This window comes from Kluyvera sp. CHPC 1.2972 (assembly GCF_036759925.1).
GTDB lineage: Bacteria > Pseudomonadota > Gammaproteobacteria > Enterobacterales > Enterobacteriaceae > Kluyvera.
This window is the reverse complement of sequence record NZ_JAPKIB010000001.1, coordinates 24303-47218: the sequence shown is the minus strand read 5'-3', so window position 1 is coordinate 47218 and position 22916 is coordinate 24303. Positions and strand designations below refer to the sequence as shown.

At 57.2% G+C, this 22916-nt stretch carries 25 protein-coding genes; 23 read left to right on the top strand and 2 right to left on the bottom strand.

All coding sequences use genetic code 11. From position 1 onward, the window contains the following. The first annotated feature begins 21 nt into the window (after positions 1-21). The 12 genes from V6944_RS00250 (at position 22) to catA (ending at position 9793) form a co-directional block, all read left to right on the top strand. Positions 22-1149 carry an acyl-CoA dehydrogenase family protein gene (locus tag V6944_RS00250; RefSeq protein WP_333497455.1) on the top strand — a complete coding sequence of 376 codons (1128 nt, stop codon included), beginning with the start codon at positions 22-24 and terminating at the stop codon, positions 1147-1149. Positions 1150-1171: 22 nt separating this feature from the next. Then, complete coding sequence (locus V6944_RS00245) at positions 1172-1531, top strand: IacB protein (protein WP_333497454.1); 360 nt, start codon at positions 1172-1174, stop codon at positions 1529-1531. An 8-nt stretch (positions 1532-1539) separates the two neighbouring features. Then, positions 1540-2094: a nuclear transport factor 2 family protein gene (locus tag V6944_RS00240; protein ID WP_333497453.1), complete on the top strand. Its 555-nt coding sequence runs from the start codon at positions 1540-1542 to the stop codon at positions 2092-2094. After that, complete coding sequence (locus V6944_RS00235; RefSeq protein WP_333497452.1) at positions 2084-3394, top strand: aromatic ring-hydroxylating oxygenase subunit alpha; 1311 nt, start codon at positions 2084-2086, stop codon at positions 3392-3394. Before V6944_RS00240 ends, V6944_RS00235 begins: the two co-directional genes overlap by 11 nt. Continuing rightward, entirely contained in the window at positions 3395-3877 is a 483-nt protein-coding gene (locus V6944_RS00230) for an aromatic-ring-hydroxylating dioxygenase subunit beta (protein WP_333497451.1), read from the top strand. Between the two features lie 10 nt (positions 3878-3887). Continuing rightward, positions 3888-4628: an SDR family NAD(P)-dependent oxidoreductase gene (locus V6944_RS00225; RefSeq protein WP_333497450.1), complete on the top strand. Its 741-nt coding sequence runs from the start codon at positions 3888-3890 to the stop codon at positions 4626-4628. Between the two features lie 11 nt (positions 4629-4639). Then, positions 4640-5572 carry a PDR/VanB family oxidoreductase gene (locus V6944_RS00220; protein WP_333497449.1) on the top strand — a complete coding sequence of 311 codons (933 nt, stop codon included), beginning with the start codon at positions 4640-4642 and terminating at the stop codon, positions 5570-5572. A 10-nt stretch (positions 5573-5582) separates the two neighbouring features. Beyond that, positions 5583-6077 (top strand): flavin reductase, encoded by a 495-nt coding sequence (locus V6944_RS00215; protein WP_185667702.1) that lies wholly within the window; start codon positions 5583-5585, stop codon positions 6075-6077. Positions 6078-6160: 83 nt separating this feature from the next. Then, positions 6161-7441, top strand: coding sequence for an MFS transporter (locus V6944_RS00210; protein ID WP_416020920.1), 1281 nt, complete (start codon positions 6161-6163; stop codon positions 7439-7441). After that, on the top strand, positions 7428-8540 hold the full coding sequence (locus tag V6944_RS00205; RefSeq protein WP_333497447.1) for a muconate/chloromuconate family cycloisomerase: 1113 nt from the start codon (positions 7428-7430) through the stop codon (positions 8538-8540). The genes V6944_RS00210 and V6944_RS00205 overlap by 14 nt, the downstream gene beginning before the upstream one ends. A 12-nt stretch (positions 8541-8552) precedes the next feature. Then, positions 8553-8831, top strand: coding sequence for a muconolactone Delta-isomerase (gene catC / locus V6944_RS00200; RefSeq protein ID WP_333497446.1), 279 nt, complete (start codon positions 8553-8555; stop codon positions 8829-8831). Positions 8832-8866: 35 nt separating this feature from the next. Beyond that, positions 8867-9793, top strand: coding sequence for a catechol 1,2-dioxygenase (gene catA, locus V6944_RS00195; protein WP_333497445.1), 927 nt, complete (start codon positions 8867-8869; stop codon positions 9791-9793). Positions 9794-9898: 105 nt separating this feature from the next. On the opposite strand, the gene proX is transcribed toward catA, so the two are convergent. After that, positions 9899-10894: a glycine betaine/L-proline ABC transporter substrate-binding protein ProX gene (gene proX, locus V6944_RS00190; RefSeq protein ID WP_333497444.1), complete on the bottom strand. Its 996-nt coding sequence runs from the start codon at positions 10892-10894 to the stop codon at positions 9899-9901. 409 nt (positions 10895-11303) lie between these two features. Between proX and V6944_RS00185 the strand changes: the two genes are divergently transcribed. The 10 genes from V6944_RS00185 to V6944_RS00140 all read left to right on the top strand — a co-directional run bounded on the left by V6944_RS00185 (position 11304) and on the right by V6944_RS00140 (position 21291). Continuing rightward, positions 11304-11612 (top strand): hypothetical protein, encoded by a 309-nt coding sequence (locus V6944_RS00185; RefSeq protein ID WP_333497443.1) that lies wholly within the window; start codon positions 11304-11306, stop codon positions 11610-11612. Positions 11613-12240: 628 nt separating this feature from the next. Continuing rightward, complete coding sequence (locus tag V6944_RS00180) at positions 12241-12813, top strand: fimbrial protein (RefSeq protein WP_333497442.1); 573 nt, start codon at positions 12241-12243, stop codon at positions 12811-12813. Positions 12814-12867: 54 nt separating this feature from the next. Further along, positions 12868-13413 carry a fimbrial protein gene (locus tag V6944_RS00175; RefSeq protein ID WP_333497441.1) on the top strand — a complete coding sequence of 182 codons (546 nt, stop codon included), beginning with the start codon at positions 12868-12870 and terminating at the stop codon, positions 13411-13413. A 41-nt stretch (positions 13414-13454) separates the two neighbouring features. Next, a complete protein-coding gene (locus V6944_RS00170) occupies positions 13455-14171 on the top strand; it encodes a fimbria/pilus periplasmic chaperone (protein ID WP_333497440.1) in 717 nt (238 codons plus the stop codon). Between the two features lie 24 nt (positions 14172-14195). After that, entirely contained in the window at positions 14196-16826 is a 2631-nt protein-coding gene (locus V6944_RS00165; protein ID WP_333497439.1) for a fimbrial biogenesis usher protein, read from the top strand. 16 nt (positions 16827-16842) lie between these two features. Then, positions 16843-17856, top strand: a complete 1014-nt coding sequence (locus V6944_RS00160; RefSeq protein ID WP_333497438.1) for a fimbrial protein — start codon at positions 16843-16845, stop codon at positions 17854-17856. Between the two features lie 9 nt (positions 17857-17865). Then, entirely contained in the window at positions 17866-18408 is a 543-nt protein-coding gene (locus V6944_RS00155) for a fimbrial protein (protein ID WP_333497437.1), read from the top strand. Continuing rightward, positions 18408-18917 carry a fimbrial protein gene (locus V6944_RS00150; protein WP_333497436.1) on the top strand — a complete coding sequence of 170 codons (510 nt, stop codon included), beginning with the start codon at positions 18408-18410 and terminating at the stop codon, positions 18915-18917. Before V6944_RS00155 ends, V6944_RS00150 begins: the two co-directional genes overlap by 1 nt. A 15-nt stretch (positions 18918-18932) precedes the next feature. Continuing rightward, complete coding sequence (locus V6944_RS00145; protein WP_333497435.1) at positions 18933-19604, top strand: fimbrial biogenesis chaperone; 672 nt, start codon at positions 18933-18935, stop codon at positions 19602-19604. A 4-nt stretch (positions 19605-19608) separates the two neighbouring features. Beyond that, positions 19609-21291, top strand: a complete 1683-nt coding sequence (locus tag V6944_RS00140; RefSeq protein ID WP_333497434.1) for a PglL family O-oligosaccharyltransferase — start codon at positions 19609-19611, stop codon at positions 21289-21291. 2 nt (positions 21292-21293) lie between these two features. Here V6944_RS00140 and V6944_RS00135 read toward each other — a convergent pair whose 3' ends face one another. Further along, positions 21294-21980: a helix-turn-helix domain-containing protein gene (locus V6944_RS00135; protein WP_442910710.1), complete on the bottom strand. Its 687-nt coding sequence runs from the start codon at positions 21978-21980 to the stop codon at positions 21294-21296. A 242-nt stretch (positions 21981-22222) separates the two neighbouring features. Between V6944_RS00135 and V6944_RS00130 the strand changes: the two genes are divergently transcribed. Continuing rightward, positions 22223-22822, top strand: coding sequence for a hypothetical protein (locus tag V6944_RS00130; protein WP_333497432.1), 600 nt, complete (start codon positions 22223-22225; stop codon positions 22820-22822). The last annotated feature ends 94 nt before the right edge of the window (positions 22823-22916 follow it).

The window sequence follows — 22916 nt, the reverse complement described above, 5'->3', positions numbered from 1 at the left end:
TATCAATTTCTGGAGAAAGCTATGTCTACCGTCCAGGTCCGTGAATCGCTGGTTCCGCTGCTGAGTGAAGTGAGCGCACGCAGCACTGATTTTGAGCATCAACGTCATATTTCTGACGACATCATTACCGGTTTTAAACAGGCGGGCGTCTATCGCGCGCTGGTGCCAAAAATCTACGGTGGCGACGAGTGCACTCCGGCACAGTTTTGCGAACTGATTGAGCAGATTGCCACCGCAGACGGTTCCGCAGGCTGGGTGGCCAGCTTCGGTATGAGCCCGTTCTACCTCGGTGCGCTGCCGGTGGAAACGTTAAAAGATCTTTATCGCGATGGCCCGGACGTGGTCTTTGCGGGCGGGATCTTCCCGACGCAAAAAGCGCGTCAGGCTGACGGCGGCTACCGGGTCAGCGGGCGCTGGAGCTTTGCCAGCGGCAGCATGGGGGCATCGGTGCTGGGGGTAGGCATTCAGCCCGATGGCGACCAGGCGCTGCCGCGCATGGCGGTACTGCCTCGCGCCAGCGTGCAGATTGATCCGGTATGGGACACCGTCGGCCTTGCCGGAACCGGCAGCCACGACCTGCTGGTGGATGACGTTTTTGTGCCGCAGGAGTGGACCTTTATTCGCGGCGGCGCGCTGAACCTCGAAGGGCCGCTGTACCGCTACCCGGTGCTCTCTCTGGCAACCCAGGTGCTCTCGGTGGTGGCGCTCGGCGTGGCCCGCGCGGCGCTCAACGAAATTTACGCCATTGCCCATCGTCAGCAGTCGGTCACCGGCGCGCCGCGTCTGGCCGACCGCCCGCAGGCACAGATGCAAATTGCCCGCTGCGAGGCCGATCTGCGTTCCGCCCGCGCCTGGTTCTATGACGCCATCGACGACGTCTGGCAGCAGTTGCTCAGAGGCGATGACGCGGAGTGCGCGCAGATCAACGCCTTACGACTTTCCTCAACCCACGTGACCCGCGTCGCCGCTGAAGTGGCACGTCAGGCACTGGCGCTGAGCGGCATGGGCGGCGTCACCATGACCAGCCCGCTGCAGCGCTACGTCCGCGACACGATGGTGATTACCCAACATGCCTTTATGGGCGACCTCTCGTACCTCAATGCCGGTACGGTCTTTTTCGGCGGTAAACCGATGCCCGGTTACCTGTGATTTTTAACCTAAGGAGCAACTAATGAGCCAATCAACCCAACTGCGCGTGCTGTTTTGCATCGGCGTGAACCAGAACTTTTTCGATGCCAGCGCGGCTGAAGCCAAACAGGTATGGGCCGCCTTTGGCGTGATGATGAAAGGGATGGAAGAGACCCCGGGGATCACGGTTATCGGCAACATGGACGACGACCAGCTGATGGTCGGCCCGTCTACCACCGCACCGTGGACCACCTACGTGCTGGCGGACGCCCAGGCGCTGGAAAACGTCGCGGCAGTCTGCAACCTGTTCCGCACCACGCCGGTCGGCGACAGCGGCAGCAAGCTGTGGAAGTACTGCAAAATTGAAGCCCGCGTCGGTCGCGAGCTGATTATCCAGGGCTAAGGGAGCAGATGATGACCTCTCAGGATGCGCTGCGCCTCCAGCAGCTCGAAGACCAGCAGGCCGCGCGGGTATGCATCAGCAACTACATGCACCTGTGCGACAGGCTGGATTCACTCGATACGGTGCAGGCCATTGGTGCGCTGTTCTCCATCGATGCTTGTTGGGAAGGGGTAGGCGAACCCTACGCCACGCGCTTGGGGCGTCATCAGGGACGCGCGGCGATTATCGCGATGATGGCGGGCTACGTCCGCCAGCCCGCGCACTTCGCCATGAACGCGCACTTTCTCTGCTCAGAGGCGTTGACGACAGCACCCGGTGGCGACGTACAGGGCCGCTGGCTGATGCTGCAAACCTCCGCCTTTAACGCCGGCGGCGCACACCTCAATGCCGCCGAATTAAACGTTACCTTCCGGCGCGAAGCGGGGGAGATGGTGATGCACCATTTTGCCACCCGCAACCTGTTTAGCCGACCCGTAAGCCACTGGCACGCCGAGGATACCCTCCCGGTGCCGGACCAAAATCAGACCGTCGAAGACGTGCAGGAGAATGGACATGCAGTGTGATCACCTGATTAATGTGAAGAATATCGATACCACGATGCCGAACGCGCCGAGCCGCGAAGAGATTGCCTCGCTGGTACAGCACGACCGTGTACACACCTCGCTGTACACCTCCGAAGCGCTGTTCAATCTGGAGCTGGACCGCGTGTTCGGCAAAACCTGGGTTTGGGTAGCGCACGCCAGTGAAATCCCGGAGACCGGCAGCTTTAAAACCACTGAAATCGGCACCCAGCCGGTAATTGTGGTGCGGGGCCGTAAAGGCACCGTCCACACGCTGCTGAACCGCTGCCGCCACCGCGCGGCCACCGTCTGCGAACACCGCAGCGGCAAAACCAACAGTTTCGTGTGCCCATACCACGGCTGGGGCTACGCGCTCGACGGCAGCCTGCGCGGCGTGCCGCACCCGGAAAGCTATGCTGACCAGTTAGACAAGGGCGAACTGGGGCTGGTGTCCCTGCGCACCGAACAGTACGCGGGCATGATCTTCGCCACCTTTAACGACCACATTCAACCGCTGGAAGATTTCCTCGGCGCGGCGAAAAAATGGATGGATCTGTTTATGAAGCAGGGCGCGGGTTACCCGATCAAAACCGGCCCGGCGCACCGTTTCCGCTTCCCCGGCAACTGGAAAATTCAGCTCGAAAACACCACTGACGGCTACCACTTCCCGGTGGTGCACCGTTCGTTCTTAAGCTCGGTCGATAAGCAGACCGAAGAGATGCTCAACTTTGTTGACGGCAGCGGCTATGTCGAAGATCTCGGCAACGGCCATAGCGTGATGGTGATGATCCCGGAACTGGTGGATCTGGAAGCCAATCTTGATGCGCCGATCCCCGAGCGCTTTACCGATCTGGCCGACGCGCTGCGAGCGGATCACGACGAAGATCAGGTGCGCCGTATCGTCCGCGCGGTCGGTGGCTCCGGCTTCAACCTCAATATCTTCCCGAATATTGCCTGCTCGATGGCCTTCTTCCGCGTATTGCAGCCGGTGTCGGTGAACGAAACCGAAATTCACCACGCGGTGATCACCATGGATGGCGGCCCGGAAATCGCTAACCAGGCGCGTCTGCGTCTGCACGAACACTTCCAGGGGCCGATGGGCTTCGGCACGCCGGATGACTCGGAAGCGTGGGAGCGCGTCCAGCGCGGGGCCACAGCCGGAGACGATCTGTGGATCATGCTCAACCGCGGCCTGGCCGGGGAATACCGCACCGACGACGGCCTGCGCAGCGACGTCAGCGCCGAAACCGGCATGCGCGCGGCCTACCAGCAGTGGAAAAAACTGATGACGGAGATGGAATAAATGACGACCGCTGAATCTGTACTGTTTAACGCCATCGCGGTTATCAACCTCGAAGGCGACCTGCTGGATCAGGGCGAATTTGATGCCTGGCTGGATCTCTGGCAGCACGACGGCCTGTACGTGGTGCCGATCGACCCGACCGAAACCGACTTTAAAAACACGCTCAACTACGCCTGCGACGATCACGAGATGCGCGCCAAGCGCGTGAAGCGTCTTTATAGCGGCGAGTCTATTTCCACCACCCCGCGCGCCAGAACGCTGCGCACGCTATCGCGCTTCCGCCTGCTGGAAGCCAGCGAAAACGAAGTGGTGGTGCGCGGCGCGCAGTCGCTGTGGGAGCACCGCAAGGGCCACAGCCGCCACTACGCCGCCGACATTACCTGGCGCCTGCAGCCGCAGGAAAACGGCTGGCGGATCACGCAGAAGGTGATTCGCCTGGTCAACAGCGACGATGTGCTGCACAGCATCGGCTACATCCTGTAAGGAACCGTTTATGACGCAAACCGTATTAGTCACCGGGGCCGCCTCCGGCCTCGGCAACGTGATAGCCGCCCACCTGCTGGCCGAAGGTTTTCAAGTGGTGCTGACCGACGTTGATGCTGCCCGTGCCGCCGATGCCGCAGCAAAGCTGGATAACGGCGAAGGCAAAGTGCTGGCACTGGGGCTGGATATTCGCCAGCCGGAAGCCTTCGACCAGGCGCTGACGGCGACCATCGAACGCTTTGGCAGCCTGCAGGTGCTGGTCAATAACGCCGCGCTGACGCTCGCCACCCCGGTGATGGAGATTAGCGCCGAAGAGTTTGACCAGGTGATTTCCACCAACCTGCGCGGCACCTTTGTCGGCTGCCAGACGATGGGGCGCTACTTCGCCCGCCGCGGCTATGGTCGCATCATCAACCTCGCGTCGCTCGCCGGGCAGAACGGCGGCACCGCCTCCGGGGCGCACTATGCGGCGTCAAAAGGCGGCATCCTGACGCTGACCAAAGTGTTTGCCCGCGAGCTGGCGAAATCCGGCGTGACGGTTAACGCCATCGCACCGGGGCCGATGGACCTGCCGACGGTTCACGCGCTGGTGCCGGAAGAGAAGATGCCTGGCCTGTTACAGATGATCCCGGTGGGTGAACTTGGCGACGCGGCGTTTGTCGCGCAGGCCGTCGCACTGCTGGCCTCCCAATCATCGTCGTTTGTCACCGGGGCCACCTGGGACATTAACGGCGGACTGTTTATGCGTTAGGGGGGCCGTCGATGCTGACATTACAGGTTATCCGCCGCGAGCTTCAGGGTGAGGTCGTGCTGCTTACGCTGGCCAAAGCCGACGGTGCGGCGCTGCCCACGTTTACCGCCGGGGCGCATATCGACTTGCATCTGGGCGACGATCTGGTGCGCCCGTACTCGTTGTGCGGCGATCCGTGCGAGCGCCATCACTACCAGCTTGGCGTGCTGAAAGACAGCCAGTCCAAAGGCGGCTCACTTGCCGTTCACCGGCTACAGGAAGGCGACGCGATTGAAGTGAGCGAGCCGCGCAACCTCTTTGCGCTGGATGAAAAGGCGAGCCACAGCCTGCTTATTGGCGGCGGTATCGGTATTACGCCGATGCTGGCGATGGCAGCAGAACTGCTGGCGGCCGGGCGCTCTTTCAGCCTGCATTATTGTGCGCGAAGCCGCGCCCAGGCCGCGTTTATCGCGCAACTGACCGCTTCGGCCTACGCCCCGCAGGTGCATCTGCACTTCAGCGATGAACAGCGGATTAACCTCGATACGGTGCTGTGCGATGTGCCTGCTGGCACCCACGTCTACGTCTGCGGCCCCACGCGGCTGATGGATGCGGTCAGCGAGCAGGCCACTGCGCAGGGCTACGCGCCGGAGCAGATCCACCAGGAGTGTTTTAGCGCCGAGGTGGAAACCGGCGGGCAGCCGTTTGAAGTGGTGGCCGCCGCCAGCGGCATCACCGTTCAGGTGGCGGCAAATCAGACCATCGTTGAAGCGCTGGCGCTGGCGGGGCTCAAGGTCTGCGTCTCCTGCAAACAGGGGATCTGCGGCAGTTGCCTGACCGACGTGCTGGAAGGTGAGCCGGATCATCGTGACCACTATCTGACCGACGAAGAGAAGGCCGATGGCGATCAGATCCTGCTGTGTTGCTCCCGGGCGAAAAGCGCCCGCCTGATAATCGATCTTTGAGGATCTCCCTATGACTCTGCAAACCGAGTTTCGTAACGCCATGGCGCAGTTGGGTAGCGCGGTATCGGTGATCACCACCGACGGCCCGGCGGGCAAATTTGGCTTTACCGCCTCTGCCGTCTGTAGCGTAACCGACCAGCCGCCGACGCTGCTGGTGTGCATGAACCGCAACTCTTTTGCCCACGCGCACTTCAAACAAAACGGCGCGCTGTGCGTCAACGTGCTGTCGAGCGACCACCAGACGCTGTCCGGCATTTTTGCCAACGCCAGCCTGCGCTCCGAAGAGCGTTTCTGCCACGACAGTTGGCAGGTGATGGCCAGCGGTGCACCGGTACTCAGTTCGGCGGTGGCGAGCTTCGACTGCTTGATTGATGACTGCCACGAAGTGGGCAGCCACTCGGTCTTTTACTGCCGGGTGCAAGCGATTCGCATCAGCGAGCAGCCGCGCGGGCTGGTCTATTTCAACCGCCGCTACCACACGGTTGGCTGCGACGTGGAAGCCTAAAGACAAAAGGGGAATGCCGGATGAGCAATGTCGTTTCTGAAACTGCCGTCACATCAACGACTGTCCGCCAGGACGCGCAGCAGATGCGCAAGCTGGTGATCGCGTCGGTACTGGGTAATGCGCTGGAATGGTATGACTTCTTTCTCTACGGCACCGCTGCGGCGCTGGTGTTTGGCCCACTGTTCTTCCCGGTCGGCGGCGACCCGCTACAGGGCACGCTGCTGGCGTTTTCCGGCTTTGCGGTCGGCTTTCTGGCGCGCCCGCTCGGCGGCATTCTGTTCGGCCATATTGGCGACCGCTATAGCCGCAAGATGACGCTGATCATGACCCTGACGCTGATGGGGGCGACGACCTTTATTATCGGCCTGCTGCCGACCTACGCGCAGATAGGCATCTGGGCACCGCTGTCGCTGATCATCCTGCGTCTCTTGCAGGGCGTGGCTTCCGGCGGCGAGTGGGGCGGTGGCGTACTGATGCTGAGCGAAAATGCCCCGGCGTCCCGTCGCGGTTTCTATACCGCGTGGAGCCAGATGGGCGTCTCCGGCGGCTTTGTGCTCTCGGCCTTCGCTTTTTACCTTGTCCAACAGCTGCCAGAGCGCGATTTCCTGAGCTGGGGCTGGCGCGTGCCGTTCTTGCTGAGCATCGTCATCTTCCTGGTGGGCGTCTATATCCGCAAAAACATTCGCGAGAGCAAAGCCTTCACCCAGGCGAAGCCAGAAGACAAGCACGAGAAGATCCCGCTGCTGGTGCTGGTGCGTGAGCATCCAAAAGCGCTGCTGCAGGCCATTGCGCTGCGGCTGCCGGAAAACGGGGCGTCCTATATTTTCTTCACCTTCTCGGTGGTCTACGCCAAGCACATTGGCATCGGCACCGGGGAGATCATCAGCGCGGTGACCCTGGCGATGCTGATTGAATTCTTTTCGATCCTCTTCTGGGGCGCGCTGTCGGACAAGATTGGCCTGAAGCCCGTTTACTACATCGGTGTGATTGGCCTGCTGGTGATGGCGTTCCCGTTCTTCTGGCTGCTCTCTACCGGCAACTACGGCGCGGTGATGCTGGCGATGTTCCTCGGCCTGCCGGTGTGCCATGGCGCGATGATCGGCACCCAGCCGTGCATCATGAGCGATCTCTTCCCGGTGCGCGTGCGCTACTCCGGGCTGGCGCTGGGCCACGAAGTGGGATCGATCTTCTCCGGCGGTCTCGGTCCGATGCTGGCGGTGGCGCTGCTGATGGCGTTCGACGCCTCCTGGCCGGTTTCCTTACTGTTGATCGGTTATGCGCTACTGGCGTGGATTGCCCTGCGAAGCCTGCCGTCAACCCCAACACACTCTACAAAGGCTGGAGCAACGGATGTTAACGATTGAATCACTGACCTGCTGGCTGGTGGATATTCCCACTATTCGCCCACACAAGCTGTCGATGGCCACCATGGGCTGTCAGACCCTGACCATTGTGCGCATGCAGTGCGCCCAGGGCGTGGTGGGCTGGGGGGAAGCCACCACTATCGGCGGACTGAGCTACGGCGCGGAAAGCCCGGAGGCCATCAGATCGGCCATTGAAACCTACCTGTCGCCGCTGCTATGCGGCCAGACCTTCAGCGGCGTGGCGGCACTGGCGGACAAAATGAACGCCAGCGTGAAGGGGAACACCTTTGCCAAATCAGCGCTGGAAACCGCATTCCTGGATGCCCAAGGCAAGCTGCTGGGGCTGCCGGTGAGCGCGCTGCTCGGCGGGGCGATAACCGACCGTCTGCCGGTGCTGTGGACGCTGGCGAGCGGCGACACCGATAAAGACATCGACGAAGGCAAACGGCTGCTGGCGGAAGGGCGGCACGACACCTTCAAACTGAAAATTGGTGCCCGGGAGCTAAAAACCGATATTCGCCACGCGCTGGCGATTAAAGCGGCGCTGGGGCCGGAGGTCAGCATTCGCGTTGACGTTAACCAGGCGTGGGATTTCACCACCGCGGTGAAAGGCATGAGTCAGTTGCAGGAGGGCGGTATCGATCTCGTTGAGCAGCCAACCCCGCTGTGGGATCGGCAGGGGCTGATTGCCCTCAGCCAGCGCTTTGAGGTCCCCATTCTCGCTGATGAAGCGGTGGCAACCAGCCACGACGGCTACGCGCTGGCACACGGCGGCTTTAGCGGCGCCTATGCGCTGAAGATTGCCAAAGCGGGTGGCCCGGCGCAGGCGCTGAAGCTGGCGCACGTGGCGCAGGCGGCGGGCGTGGCGCTGTACGGCGGCACCATGCTGGAAGGCACGCTCGGCACGGTAGCCTCGCTTCACGCCTGGTCTACCGTACGGATGCAGTGGGGCACCGAGATGTTCGGCCCGCTGCTGCTGAAAGATGACATTGTGGTTTCCCCGCTCGACTTCCGCCAGGGGCAGGTTGCGCTGCCGCAGGGGCCGGGGCTGGGCGTGGAGATTGACCTCGACAAACTGCGTTATTACGCCCGTGACTAAAAGGACATCCCGATGCTGTTCAAAGTTGAAATGACCGTCAATATCCCGCCGACGCTGCCGAAAGCCGAGGCCGACGAGATCAAGGCCAAAGAGAAAGCCTACTCCCAGCAGCTTCAGCGCGAGGGGAAATGGCTGCATATCTGGCGCGTCGCCGGGCTGTACGCCAACGTCAGCATTTTTGACGTGGCCGATAACCAGCAGCTTCACGACCTCTTAACCGCGCTGCCGCTCTATCCCTATATGGAGATCAGCGTGCAGCCGTTATGCCGACACCCGTCGGCCATTGATTAAAACAACAAACCTTACCCTACGAAGAGGAATACGCAATGTCCGTTAATCCCGCAAAACAGACCGAACTGGAATCCTTACTGGCCATCAGCAGCGGCCTGAACGCTGAGCAGGGCAATGAGCGCTTTAAGGCGATCATGCATCAGGTGCTGAGTGACCTGTGCCAGACCATCCGCAAATTTGATATCACCGACGAAGAGTTCTGGCTGGCGGTGAACTACCTGAACGAACTGGGCGAGCGCAAAGAAGCGGCGCTGCTGGCGGCAGGGCTGGGGCTGGAGCACTATCTGGATATGCGCGCCGATGAAAAAGAGGCCGCCGCCGGTAACGATGTGGGCACGCCGCGCACCATCGAAGGGCCGCTGTACGTCGCGGGCGCGCCGCTGAGCAAGCAGTTTGCGCGCATGGATGATGGCAGCGAGCAGGGCGAGCCAATGTGGCTGCATGGGCAGGTGACCGATCTTGAGGGGAATCCGGTAGCGGGGGCGATTGTCGATATCTGGCATGCCAATACCCTGGGCGGCTATTCGTTCTTCGACCAGTCGCAAAGCGAATACCACCTGCGACGCCGCGTGGAAACCGGCGCCGATGGACGCTATGCGGTGCAGAGCATCGTGCCTTGCGGTTACGGCTGCCCGCCGGATGGCCCAACCCAGAAATTGCTGGATCAGTTAGGCCGCCACGGCAACCGTCCTGCCCATGTGCACTTCTTTGTTTCAGCGCCGGGGTATAAGCATTTGACCACGCAAATCAATCTTAACGGTGATGCTTATCTGTGGGACGATTTTGCCTTCGCCACCCGCGAAGAGCTGATTGCCGACCCGGTGAAAATCACCGATGAAGCGCTTTCTCAGGAACGTCATATCAACCAGCCGCATACCGAAGTGAGCTTTAACTTTGCGCTGGTGGCGTCCGCTGAGACCAGCGAAGAGAGCCGCATTAAGCGTGCGCGTGTGATGGAGTGATTTGAGGCACGGTGCCGCCCCGGCGGCGCTGCGCTTGGCCGGGCTACACTAAATGGTAGCCCGGGCGAGGCGTTTACGCCGACCCCGGGTTTACCACAACGCGTCTTACTTCGCCGCCAGCGCCTCTTTTATCCAGCCATCGAACGTCTGCTGGTGGGCCTTAATCCACCCGTCGACGTGGCTCTGAATATCCTCCGGCGTCGATTTCCCGGTATGCATCAGCTGGTTCTGGGCATTCACGTCCGCCAGCGGCAGTTTCGCCACCGCAAACAGCTTCGCCGCCGCCGGGTTCTTCGCCGCCCATTCTTTATTGGCGACGATGTACTCGTTGTTTACCGCAAAGCCGTAATTCTTACCGTTCGGCAATTCGGTATTCAAATCTTTAAGCGTGCCCGGATTCGCCGAGAACGGCACGGTCAGCCACACCACATCTTTGCCCGGTTTGAGCTCATCGCTTACCCAGTAAGGCGTCCAGGTCCAGTAGAGCACAGGCTTCCCGGCCTTATAGCGGGAGAGGGTGTCGGCAATAATCGCCGAATAGTTGCCCTGATTTTGCGTCACCGTCTCATCAAGGCCGTAGGCCTTAATCTGGGTATCAATCACCGAGCCGCACACCCAGCCAGGGTTACAACCCGCTAAATCGGCTTTGCCGTCACCATTGGCGTCAAATAGCTGCGCGAGCTTAGGGTCTTTCAGCTGCGAAATATCGGTAATATGGTATTTATCGGCGGTTTTTTTATCGATCAAATAGCCCTGCGCTGCGCCACTAATATAGGTGCCCTGACGGTAGAACTTTTTATCACCGCCGCTGGCGTGGTACATATCCTGCTGTAGCGGCATCCAGTTCACCGCCATGTAGGTGGCATCCCCGGCGGCAATGGAGGTGTAGGCAACGTTGTACTCCACCTCTTCGATAGGCGCGACGGTATAGCCGAGCTGCGTCAGCGCGCGGTTGATTATCTCGGTTTGAAACGTCTCTTCCGGTAGGGGACTTTGCACCGGGTGCACGGTCACGCCCTTACCGGGCAGGTCGGCAGCAAATAGGGTAGATGAGGTAAAGAGTGCTGCCAGCGTAAGGACGCTTTTTGTTGTGGTTTGCATAATCATGACCTTATTATTTTCGCGTGTTAAGCCAGAAATGACAGGTTATTCCCGCTTGGATAAAAGGTGGAAATAAAGGCAGGTAGGACGGTTATTCTCTCCATAAATTAACAATAATAACTTTACCTTAACATATTGGGCCGGGCTGACAATCTGTAATATCGGCAGAACGGTCGTTTTATTGCCTTTTTTGGCTAAGGTTAATCTTAAAAAAAATCGGATTGCGATCGCAGAATTGGCTGAAATAAGCGGTGAATACGATGAATGGCGGATACCTGAAAAACGTCACCGACGATAGAGTCAGCAGACTCACCTTTTCCGCCGACATGATGGCGAAATAGGCCGTAGAAGGAGGTATGGCGAGACGCTCGCGATACCGATAATTGCTCACAGGATGTGAGGTCTGAAAATGAAAACCGTTCATGCAATCTGCCTGGCGCTTGCCGCTTTAACGTTATCCTCCCCGCTATTGGCACAAACTCGCGCTACCTCAGGAAAAATTCACTTTATTGGTAAGATTGTTGAAGGTGGCTGTAATGTGGTTCCCCAGGCACAAATCATGCAGGTGAGCTGCTATCGCGATGGAAAAAATGAGGTTCACCAGGTCGCCATGCCTGCGTCAGGCAATGCGCCCTTTATGCAGCATTATGGTACGGTGAGCCAGAAAGCGTTATCAGGCCATCCGGAGTTGCGGGAAGTCACCATTAGCTATTTTTAAGTAATATCCTACCACCGCCTTCTCTCCCAGCTGGAGTGGAGGCGCTTGACGCGTTCTGTTGCTCATATTCTCGTCTGTCAGACGAGAATACCCGACTAAAATAGTAAGCCACCGCTAAGTAAAAATATCTTTTGCGATGAAGACGCTGCTGACATTTTTATAAATTAAAAATGCATGTTTATTTACGCTTATTCTGTGTCGATTTAACTTATTTCACGCTATAAATTAAAAAATATTATCTACCGCTGAAACGTTATTTGTTGTCATCACGCGAATACCACTTAGTAGTTAGCTGTACATAAAATTAACAAAGCGTAACATTGGTTTTTCTCTTTAAAATCATTTCATTAAGCTTGCTTCTTCAAATGAAGCAACAATTCATACAAAAATAACTGTCCACTATCGGAAAAAAACGGCGTTGTAAACCAATAGTCCTATTGTGGATAATCTGCGCCATCAGGTCAGGACGATCTGATGACAAAATATTATTACTGGCGATTGCTGCGAGAAAAATTATCCAATTCAATAATTGCTTTGCAGACTATTTAATTTATTAAATGGGAACGTTCCCCTATTTTGTCTTAAACATCAGGGAAATATTAATTTTGACAACCCAAAGGCAATGAAAATGAAAAATTTAACGGTTAAAGGACTGACGCTGGCATTAATGATGGTGGGTGGTTCGGCAATGGCAATGGGCGGTTCCAGCGATGCGACCGGCCCAACTACGGTAACCGGTGGCTCGGTTCACTTTACCGGTTCGGTGGTAAACGCCGCCTGTGCCGTTGCGCAAGACTCGGTCAACAAAACCGTTGATATGGGGCAGGTTCGCCTCGCAGCCTTCGGCGAGCAACCGTCGGTGGGCACGGCGGCAAACCAGAAAACCCCGTTCAGCATCACGCTGACCGACTGCGACACTCAGGTGTCTACGCAGGCAACCGTGACCTTTAACGGCGCGGCGGCGGAAGGCAGCGCTGGCGTACTGGACAACATGGCCGGTGCGGGCGGCGCGCAGGGCGTAGGCGTGCAGATTTATGACACCGACGGCTCCGCGCTGGATCTGGGCAAAGCATCGAAAGCCGCCACCCTTATCGACGGCGATAACGTCATGAGCTTCTCTGCGGACTACATCACCACCGCTAGCACGCTGACTGCCGGTAACGTCGACGCGACGGCGACCTTCAACGTCACCTACGAGTAACGTTTCAGGGATGGCTTACGCCACGGACGGCAATTTTGTGAATGAGGAGTCGGGATGAAACTATCGCAACCGGGCCTGGCGCTGCTGCTAAATGGCCTGATGCCGCTGGCCTGGGCCGGTAATCACCACGTGGTCACCGTTCCCGGCGGTGACGTGCATTTTACCGGCGCGGTAGTGGAAGCGGCCTGCGCGGTGGATACCAACAGCGATGCGCAGACGGTGGACATGGGGCAGATGCGTTCCAGCCTGTTTGGTGGTATCGGCACCTGGGGAAGCCCGCAGCCGTTCACCATTGTGCTAAAGGACTGTGACATCACCATCAGCCAACAGGTTGGGGTGGCGTTTAACGGTGTGACCGACGAGAAAGATCCTACGGTACTGGCGGTGACCAGCGGGGCGGGCAGTGCGGCCCACGTGGGCATCGGCATCTTTGATAGCAGTGGCAATGCGGTTGTCCCCAATACGGCACCGCAGTTTTTTACCACGCTGAAAGATGACACCAACGTGCTTAATTTTGTCGCCAAATATCGGGCTACTGCAGACAACGTTTCGCCTGGCGAAGCAGATGCACAAGCCTGGTTCACGCTGACCTATATGTAATTATTCCGCCGCGGCGGACGCATTTTATTTAAAGGTAACTCATGTCTATTTTTTCCCGAACCGGCTTATGGGCGATGGTGCTGATGTTCGCCAGCCTGCCGTTATTCTCGCCGCGTGCCCAGGCGGCTGACTATGGTGGTATTGCGCTTGGTGCTACGCGGGTTATCTATCCTCAGGGTAGCGAGCAGATTTCGTTATCGGTTAATAATACCGATAGTCAGGGCATCTTTTTAATTCAGTCGTGGGTAGAAAATGTCGATAATAAAAAGAGCAGCGATTTTGTGGTGACGCCGCCGCTGTTTGTGATTAAGCCGAAAAAAGAAAATACCCTGCGGGTGATGTATATCGGCCAGGATATATCTTTACCTCAAGACCGTGAAAGTCTGTACTGGATGAACGTGAAAGCCATTCCGGCCGCCAGTAAAGAGGCACAAAATAAAAATACGCTGCAAATCGCCGTGTTGAACCGCATCAAGCTGTTTGTACGCCCGAAAGGGCTGACGATGCCGTCCGCCGACGCGCCTGCGCAGTTGCGTTTTCATCAGGCTGGCTCGCAGCTGACGATTAAAAACCCCACGCCGTACTACGTGACCCTGGTGGCGCTGACTGAAGGCACCGCTGCGCTTCCGGCCACGATGGTTCCGCCATTAGGGCAGAGCAGCCTCGCCGTGCCGTCAACGGCGCACGGTGCCATCACTTTTCAGACGGTGAATGATTACGGCGCGAATACGCCGAAACAACATGCGGTCATGGAATAACCCGCGGAACAGGTCGGCGAAATAATGACACTTCGTAACTGCTATGCCGCTCAGGCCATCGCACGGGCTTTGCGTTGCCCAAAGTACGGCTTTACCGTTATTTTACCGGCGGCGCTGAGCGCTATTCCGTATACGGCCTGCGCGGATAACTATTTTAACCCGGCGTTTCTTGTCGGTGATAATTCTGCGGTAGCGGACCTGTCGCGTTTTGAAAACAGCAACGGGCAGGTGCCGGGAAAATATCGGGTTGATATTTATATCAACCAGCAGTTTATTTCCAGCGAGGACGTCGACTTTAAAGCGGATAAGAAAAGTCAGGACGATACCGGGTTGTCGCCGTGCTTTACCCTGACGCGTCTTGAAGCAATGGGGCTTAACCCGAACGCCTTTCCGGCGCTTAAAGCGCTGCCTGCCGACCAGTGCGTCCCGTTTGACGCCATTCCTGACGGCAGCACCCGTTTTGATTTTGAACACCAGAAGCTCGATATCAGCATTCCGCAGGCCGGGATGAAGCAGAGCGCGCGCGGCTATATTCCGCCGGAACAGTGGGATCAGGGCATTAACGCCATGACCCTGAACTATGACTTTTCCGGCAGCAACAGCGGCGGCACCAGCAGCCAGGACAGCTATTACCTGAACCTGCAAAGCGGCCTGAACCTCGGGGCCTGGCGTCTGCGTGATTACTCCACCTGGAATTACAGCCATGGCGAAGGCAACACGCAGAACGAATGGCAGCATATCAGCACCTACGTTGAACGAACGATCGTCCCATTAAAGGCCGAATTGACGCTGGGCGAAAGCTATACGCCGTCGGATGTGTTTGATTCGCTGGGCTTTCGTGGCGCGCAGATTGTCTCGGATGACAATATGCTGCCCGACAGCCTCAAAGGCTTTGCGCCGACCGTGCGTGGTATCGCCCGCAGCAACGCCAAAGTCACCATCAAACAGAACGGCTACGTCATCTACCAGACCTACGTGTCGCCAGGGGCGTTTGCTATCAAGGATCTCTATCCCACTTCATCAAGCGGCGATTTGCAGGTGACGGTGCAGGAGACGGACGGCAGCGAAAATAGCTACACGGTACCCTATTCAGCGGTGCCGCTGCTCCAGCGTGAAGGGCGACTCAAGTACGCGCTGACCGCCGGGAAATACCGCAGCAGCAACGATCAGCAGGACGAAGTGGACTTCGCGCAGGGCACGCTTATCTGGGGGTTACCAAAGGGGTTTACCGTCTACGGCGGCAGCCAGGCATCGGCAGACTATCGAGCGTTTGCGCTGGGTATTGGCCTCAATATGGGCGACCTGGGGGCGGTATCCACCGATATCACCCAGGCCAAGAGTACGCTGGTGGACGGTAGCCAGCACGAAGGGCAGTCCGTGCGTTTTCTGTACGCCAAAGCGTTGAACTCGCTGGGCACCAACTTCCAGCTGCTGGGCTATCGCTATTCGACGCAGGGTTTTTACACCCTTGATGAAACGACCTACCAGCATATGGCGGGGTACACCGGGGATGACGGTTTTCAGGATGACGACCATGACGGCCAGCAGGATAAGCCGCAGTGGACCGATTTCTACAACCTCTACTACACCAAAAAAGGCAAAGTGCAGATCAACGTTTCGCAGTCGGTGGGTGACAACGGTTCGCTGTTTATCACCGGCTCCGAGCAGAGCTACTGGCATACCGATGAAACTGACAAGCTTATTCAGATTGGCTACAACGGCAGATGGAACGCTATCTCCTTCGGCCTGACGTGGAACTACGACCGCTCGCCGGGAGAGCGCGAGGCTGACCAGGTTTATGCCTTTAACGTCTCGCTGCCGATTGGCGAATGGCTCGCCGGGCGCGGTAACGCCGACGTCTACCATGCGGCGAACACGCTTAACGCCTCGTACAACATGAGTACCGACCGCCACGGCAAAACCTCGCAGACCGCCGGGGTCAACGGCACGTTGCTTGCTGAGAACAACCTGAACTACAACGTGCAGGAGAGCTACGGCAACCATGGCACCGGCGACAGCGGCAACGCCAGCCTCAGCTATCAGGGTACCTACGGCAACGTGGAAGCCGGTTACAACTACAGCGACGGTTATCACCAGCGCAACTACGGCATGAGTGGCGGCATCGTGGTTCATCGCAACGGCGTCACGTTGAGCCAGCCGCTGGGCGACACCAATATTCTGGTGAAAGCGCCGGGTGCAGCGGGCGTGGCGCTGGAGAACACCACTGGGATTAAGACCGATTGGCGCGGCTATGCGGTGGTGCCGTATGCCACCACCTATCGGCAGAATCGTGTGGCGTTGGACACCAACTCAATGGGGCAAAACGTCGATATCGACGATGCGGTGGTCAACGTGGTGCCAACGCAGGGGGCGATGGTGCGCGCGGCGTTTAACGCCCATATCGGCGCCCGCGTACTGATGACCCTTCGCCATCTCAATAAGCCGGTGCCTTTTGGTTCCACGGTGACGGTCAACGACAGCCAGCAGAGCAGCCTGGTGGGCGATGACGGGCAGGTTTATCTTTCCGGCCTACCGCCGTCCGGCACGCTGATGGTGCAGTGGGGACAAGAGGACGATAAACGCTGCTCGGTGGCCTATCAGCTCTCGGCCGACCAGATGACGACATTTAACCGGATGGCGGAAACCTGCCATTAACGCTGCGGAAATAACCATGAAAACACTGATAAATGTGCTGTTGAGCTTGCTGCTGATGAGTGCGACCAGCACGGCGTTTGCCGTTTCGTCGGACAGCTGTTCCAATGCCACCGGGTCAACGCAGAACGAAAACTTTGATGTGACAACTGCGCTGACGGCGGATACCAACGTGGCGGGGAAAACCACGCAGGTCGTGCGCTCTGGCGATATTCATATGAATGCGAAGTGCCCGAAGGTGGTCTCTAACAGAAACAACTACACCTATCGTTCCTACGTCTCGAACTACCCGGTAGTGGAGACCTCTGGCAACTGGAAATACCTCCGGCTCAACGACTACCTCGAGGGGGCGCTGAGGGTGACCGATGCCGTTGCCGGGGACGTTTACGCCCCGGCCAACTACGCCAGAATGGGCCAGGACGGCTGCGTATCCGACGGCTGCAATTTCCCCGTGTCGGACTCTAACATCACGCTGCAGATAAAAATCGCCAAACCCTTTGTCGGCAACGTCACCATCCCGCAGACGCGGCTGTTCAACGTCTATATCAACCGCAGCAGCGGCGGGTCGTTCGGCACGGCGGTTTATACCATCTCGTTTAGCGGCTCGATCACCGTGCCGCAGAGCTGCGAAGTGAACGGTAACCAGGTGATTACCATCGACTTCGGCACGCTCTCCTCGGGGAACTTCAAAACCAAAGGACAAAAGCCAGCGGGCTTCACCCCGGTGAGCCGACAGGTGCCGGTGAAGTGCGCGGGCGGCGTGAGCGAAATGGCGAGCTTGAGCTTCCGTTTTCAGGGGCAGGCTGACACGAATGAACCGACGGCGATTGCCACCGACAACAGCGATATCGCGGTGCAGTTTACCGATATTCTCGGCAACGTGATCGTGCCCAACACCGGCACCATCCCGTTCCAGCTGCAGGACTACGTCGCGACGGTGCCGTTTACCGTCTCGCCCATTAGCGCCACGGGTAAGAAACCGCAGCAGGGGGTGTTCCATGCGCAGGCCTATATCGTGGTCGATTTTAACTAAGGAGCGGTAATGAACAACGGCAAACGGCGGTGCGGGCTGGCGGTCATTGGATGGGCGCTGAGCGTGGCAACGGTTCAGGCGGCGAATAACGGCGTCGAAATCGACATGAGCGGCACGGTGGTGGCGTCTACCTGCGATGTGGAAACCGCCGACACCCTGCAAACCATTTTTATTGGCAACTTCAGTAGCAACACTTTTCACACGGCGGGCGACGTATCGTCAACCGCCGATCTGGTTATCCGCCTGAAAAACTGCAGCAGCGGTATTTCCGGGGCGACGGTGATGTTCAGCGGCACGCCGGACGGCGACAACGGCAAGCTGCTGGCGCTTTCGGATACCGCCGGGAAAGGCAATATGGCCTCCGGCGTTGGCGTGGAGATCCTCGATGCCAATAAGAAAACGGTGGCGATTAACACCGCCAGCGACAGCCAGTCGCTGCAGGAAGGAGACAATAACGCGCTGACGTTTTTCCTGCGCTATCAGGCGACGAAAATTCCGGTCACCGCCGGAAACGCTTCGTCGGTCATGTATTTCGATCTGAGCTACCAGTAATGAAAATCATCTTCACGCTGCTGCTTCTGGCAGCCGCCAGCGCGCAGGCGCATGACGGCACCGTCTACGTCAGCGGCTCCATTCAGGACAACACCTGCATCGTGGCGCCGTCCTCTCAGGCGCAGACCGTGCCGCTGGGAGACGTTGCGGCAAAGCAGTTCTCCACCAAAGGCAGCGGCTCGACGCCGGTGGCTTTTATTATCGATTTGCAACAGTGCGGTGCCTCAGCGACCGGCGTTGATTTCACCTTTAGTGGGGCGGCAGACACGGCGGATAAAACGCTGCTGGCGCTCGACAGCGGCAGCGATACGGCGCAGGGGATTGCCATCGAGTTGCAAAGCGCCGACCACGCCCGGCTACCGCTGAATCAGGCCTCTGTCCGCTACACGATTGATCCGACGCGTACCGATAACGCCTTTATCTTTTACGCCCGCTATTTGGCGACGGCGAGCAGCGTGACCAGCGGCACGGCAAACGCTACCGCGACCTTTACGCTGACCTGGCAATAGCGCGGGGAGAACATCATGAAGTATCACCTGTTTACCCTGCTGGCCTTCGGCGTTAATGCCCATGCGGGCGTCACCGTAGATGGCACCCGTTTTATCTTTGATGCCGACAAGCCGAGTATCACCTTCACGGTCAACAATACCGCTCAGCAGCGCTATCTGGTGCTGTCAAAGGTGCTGGACGCACAGGGGAAAAGCAGCCGTCAGGTGCCGTTTATGACCACGCCGCCGCTGTTTCCGCTGCTGCCTGGGCATAGCAATATTGTGCGCATTATGCGTCTGGGCGGTGACTTGCCGGACGACCGCGAAAGCCTGTTCTGGTTGAGCGTAGCCAGTATTCCTGAAACCCAGAGCAAACCGCCCGCAAACGCCTTACAGGTGGCGATTCGTAGCCGGATGAAACTGTTTTATCGCCCCGTGGGCCTGAAGGGGCGTGAAGAAGAGGCCTACCGCCAGCTGGCGTGGAAAGTGCAGGGCGGCAAAACCCTGGTCAGCAACCCGACGCCCTATTACGTCACGCTGTTTAATCTACGCGTCAACGGTAGGACGCTGGAGAGCGCGGGTATGGTGGCACCGTTTGCCACTGAAGCGAAAAACGCCTGCCCGAGCGGCGGGCGCTGTGTGCTGCAATGGCAAACCATTAATGATTATGGGCGCGTGATGCCTATACAGACGCAGACGCTAAGGTAGACCAATGGTGATCCAAAACAGGGCGGTGATGGCGCGAAGCGCCTGGCCACTGGTCGCCATGCTGGCGCTGATCTATCTGCTGGTGATGCATCTGACGATCGTCAACATGGGCGGCAGCGGCAGTGAACTGCCGACCTCACTGTGGGTCTGGTTTTGTATGTTGCTTCTGCTGTGCTGCGGCTGGCCCAGGTTTATCCGCACGAGCATCACCGTGGCACCGGGCACGCGGCGCATCATTCTCGGGGTACTGCTGATGAGCCTGCCGCTGGCGTGGAGCCCTAATCCGGACTGGCGGCTTGATGCGTTACCGCGTTTTGCTGCGCTGTGGGCAGGTGTACTGTTGCTACTGTTGTTGACGCACGTGAGATTCAACGCACGCCAGCGGCAAACGCTACTTTATTTGTTGGCGATAGCCGGGTTTATTCAGGCGATGTATAGCCTGCTGGGGTTGCATCTGCCCAACGTCCTTCCGGTGTTTGAACAACAGGTGCTTGTGGCTGCGCCGGGAAATATCAGCGTCTTTCAGCAGCGCAATGTTGCCGGGTCGTTTTTGGCCTGCGGCGGCGCGGTGTGGTTGTACAGTCTAGGTTCACCGTTATTCCGCTGTCAGCATCCTCGAGAAGAGGGCAAGCGGGTCGCGCTTATTAGCATGGCGGTGATAGTCCTGTTCTGGGCGCTAACCGAGATTCTGTCCCGCATCGGCTGGCTAAGCGGGATTTGCGTTTATGTCGGGATGATATGCCTTCACTGGCGGACGGCTCCGCTGTGGCGGCGCGGGCTGTTGCTGGGTGCCCCGGCGGTGGGCGTTGCTATTGGCATGGGCTTGATGCCGCTCTCGTTTAGCGAGGCGCTGGCGCAGCACGATGGTTCTACTCTACAGCGGCTGATGATATTACGTGAAACCCTGCACATGATTGCGCAACATCCGTTTGCGGGGTGGGGCTACGGTGGTTATGTTTGGCACTTCAGCCACTTTATTGCCGATCGCGCGATGCCGATTGCCAATGGTCGTCTGGTTATTCCGCATCCGCACAATGAATTACTCTACTGGTGGGTCGAAGGCGGGCTGGTGGCCCTGCTGGGGCTGATGCTGCTGGTGTGGGGCGGTATCACTATTTTTTTCCGCACGACAAATCGCCAGGTGCTGTCACTGCTGGTCTGCCTGCTGCCATTGCTATTACATACCCAGGTGGAATATCCGTTTTATCAGTCGGCGACGCACTGGCTCACGTTTATTGTACTGCTCAGCCTCGCCGCCGGGCCGCCCACACGAGCGTACCGTGGTCGCTGGTTACCGTACGTTTCGGCGTTGATGATGATTGCTGTTTGTGCGGGGATATTTACGCTCTTAGCGACATTACGCCAGCAGTCCGTATTAACGTATTTTGAGCAGACGCCCGAAAAATATTATCGCCAGGTGTTAGCGCTGCATGAAAGTGGGCTGGAGACGGCACGTCTCAGGAAAGACCATGCGCTGGCGTTGATTGTGGAATATCAACAAACAGGAAATCGACAGACTTTATCAGTATATATCACACAGGCGACTCACTGGCTTAACTCATGGGTCGACGCCGATATGTATGATAACCTGATTAACGTCGAATTTTTTATGGGTGACGCATTTGCCGGCAAAGCAATAAAATTAGAAGCGGGAAAGATATTTACTGATGATAATCGTTTTCAATAATATCAGAAAGCGACCGGTAATTTATCCATGGCAATCAGTACGCCGGATTTCATTTCAATGTAGTTTCCTTTTTTCAGCTCAGCGAGTACGTCCATAATTCGGCTACGCGATATTCTGGTGCGGCGTTGAATAAACGACGAGACTTTAATTTGCAGTCGTATGTCTTCAGGGTAGAGCCAGAGTTCCATCAGTAGTGAGCGTATTTTGCTATAGGCATCGTTACCGACCAGTTCGCTGTCGCGCGCGCTCATGACCATCACGCGCTGGGCGAGAATACGAGCGATATCGTGCCATAAATTAAACTCATCGCACTTCTCAACGAAGAGATCCAGCGGCACAATCCAGCCGGTACACTCGGTTTCCGCACGAATATAGTGCTGCGGTCGCGCCTTAACATCATAGTAAAGGCTGTAACCATCAATAAGACCAACGACGGTGGGAGCGAAAACGGTGGCCATATGGAGATCCACCTGGGCGTGGCTCACGGAAAAACAGCCGGTGGTCACCAGCAAAATAAACGCCGACTCCCGATCGTTACTCAGTAACATTTTTGTGGAGGCGTTAAGTGTAAAGGCGGTGCCAAAAGGGGCAAGAACTTTATGTAAATCCATTATAGCCTTTAACGGTTTAGTTTGTTGACTAAACTCAAAAGCATGCAATGGCCGAGACGGATCCTCTGATTGTGACATGTCTTATTTCTCGATTGGTATTATGAAAAGAAGTATAGCATGCCGAAATCGGATGATATAGCTGATGTTAATGATTGTTTTTGATTTGTTTTTGCGAATGAGATTAATCCTTTTTTGTTGTCCGAAATGGTATTCCCAGTGACTGGGGGACGGGTCCAATTATGGACATCACACTGTGTTGCAATAAAATCTTATACTCATTAGCATTTTACAATGGCTACTATTACCATGGAGTTGGGTAAATGGAGGTTGTCAGTTATAGCGACAATATTTTTCTTAATTCAGGTATTAAGGCGATATTGGCGTTCTCATCTTCGGGCTCCCGTCAGTATAAATTAAATAATGCGGTGCTCGACTATGTCGTTATTCTTAACGATTTGGACATCCGTCAGACGATCGATATGTTAGGCGCAGAAGCGGCACGCTTCAGGCGGAAAAATGTAATGGTGCTGACCGAGTCCATCTCGCCGCTGATCGTGGGTTATTTATTGCGCAAGTGCGGTGGTTTGGTCGTCTACAGTATTAAAAATAACCACTGCGAGGTGCTGATTGATGTACAACGTGTCGAGACGCGCGATGAAATTGAACAGGCGCACTATTTTTCGCTCTCGGATAATGAGCTGTTTATTCTGCTGTCGCTCAGTATGGGCATGAAGCCAGAATTATTAACGAAGATTACCGGACGTTCAGAAAAGCGCATTAGTGCCATTAAGCGCGATGCAATGAGCCTGTTAAATATCAAGAACAGCCCGATTTTTTATGATGTTATCAGGGCGCTATTTGTTCCTGTCAGGGAAAACGCGGCGCACACCCGGCGCAAATCGCCGTATGCCAAAGCCTGACGTACAGCAGGACGCTATTTCCTCGCTATTCAGCGCGTTTTTCGCCCGCTATACTCCGCTCATTTGGGGAATAACTTTCCCCTATTGAGGGGGG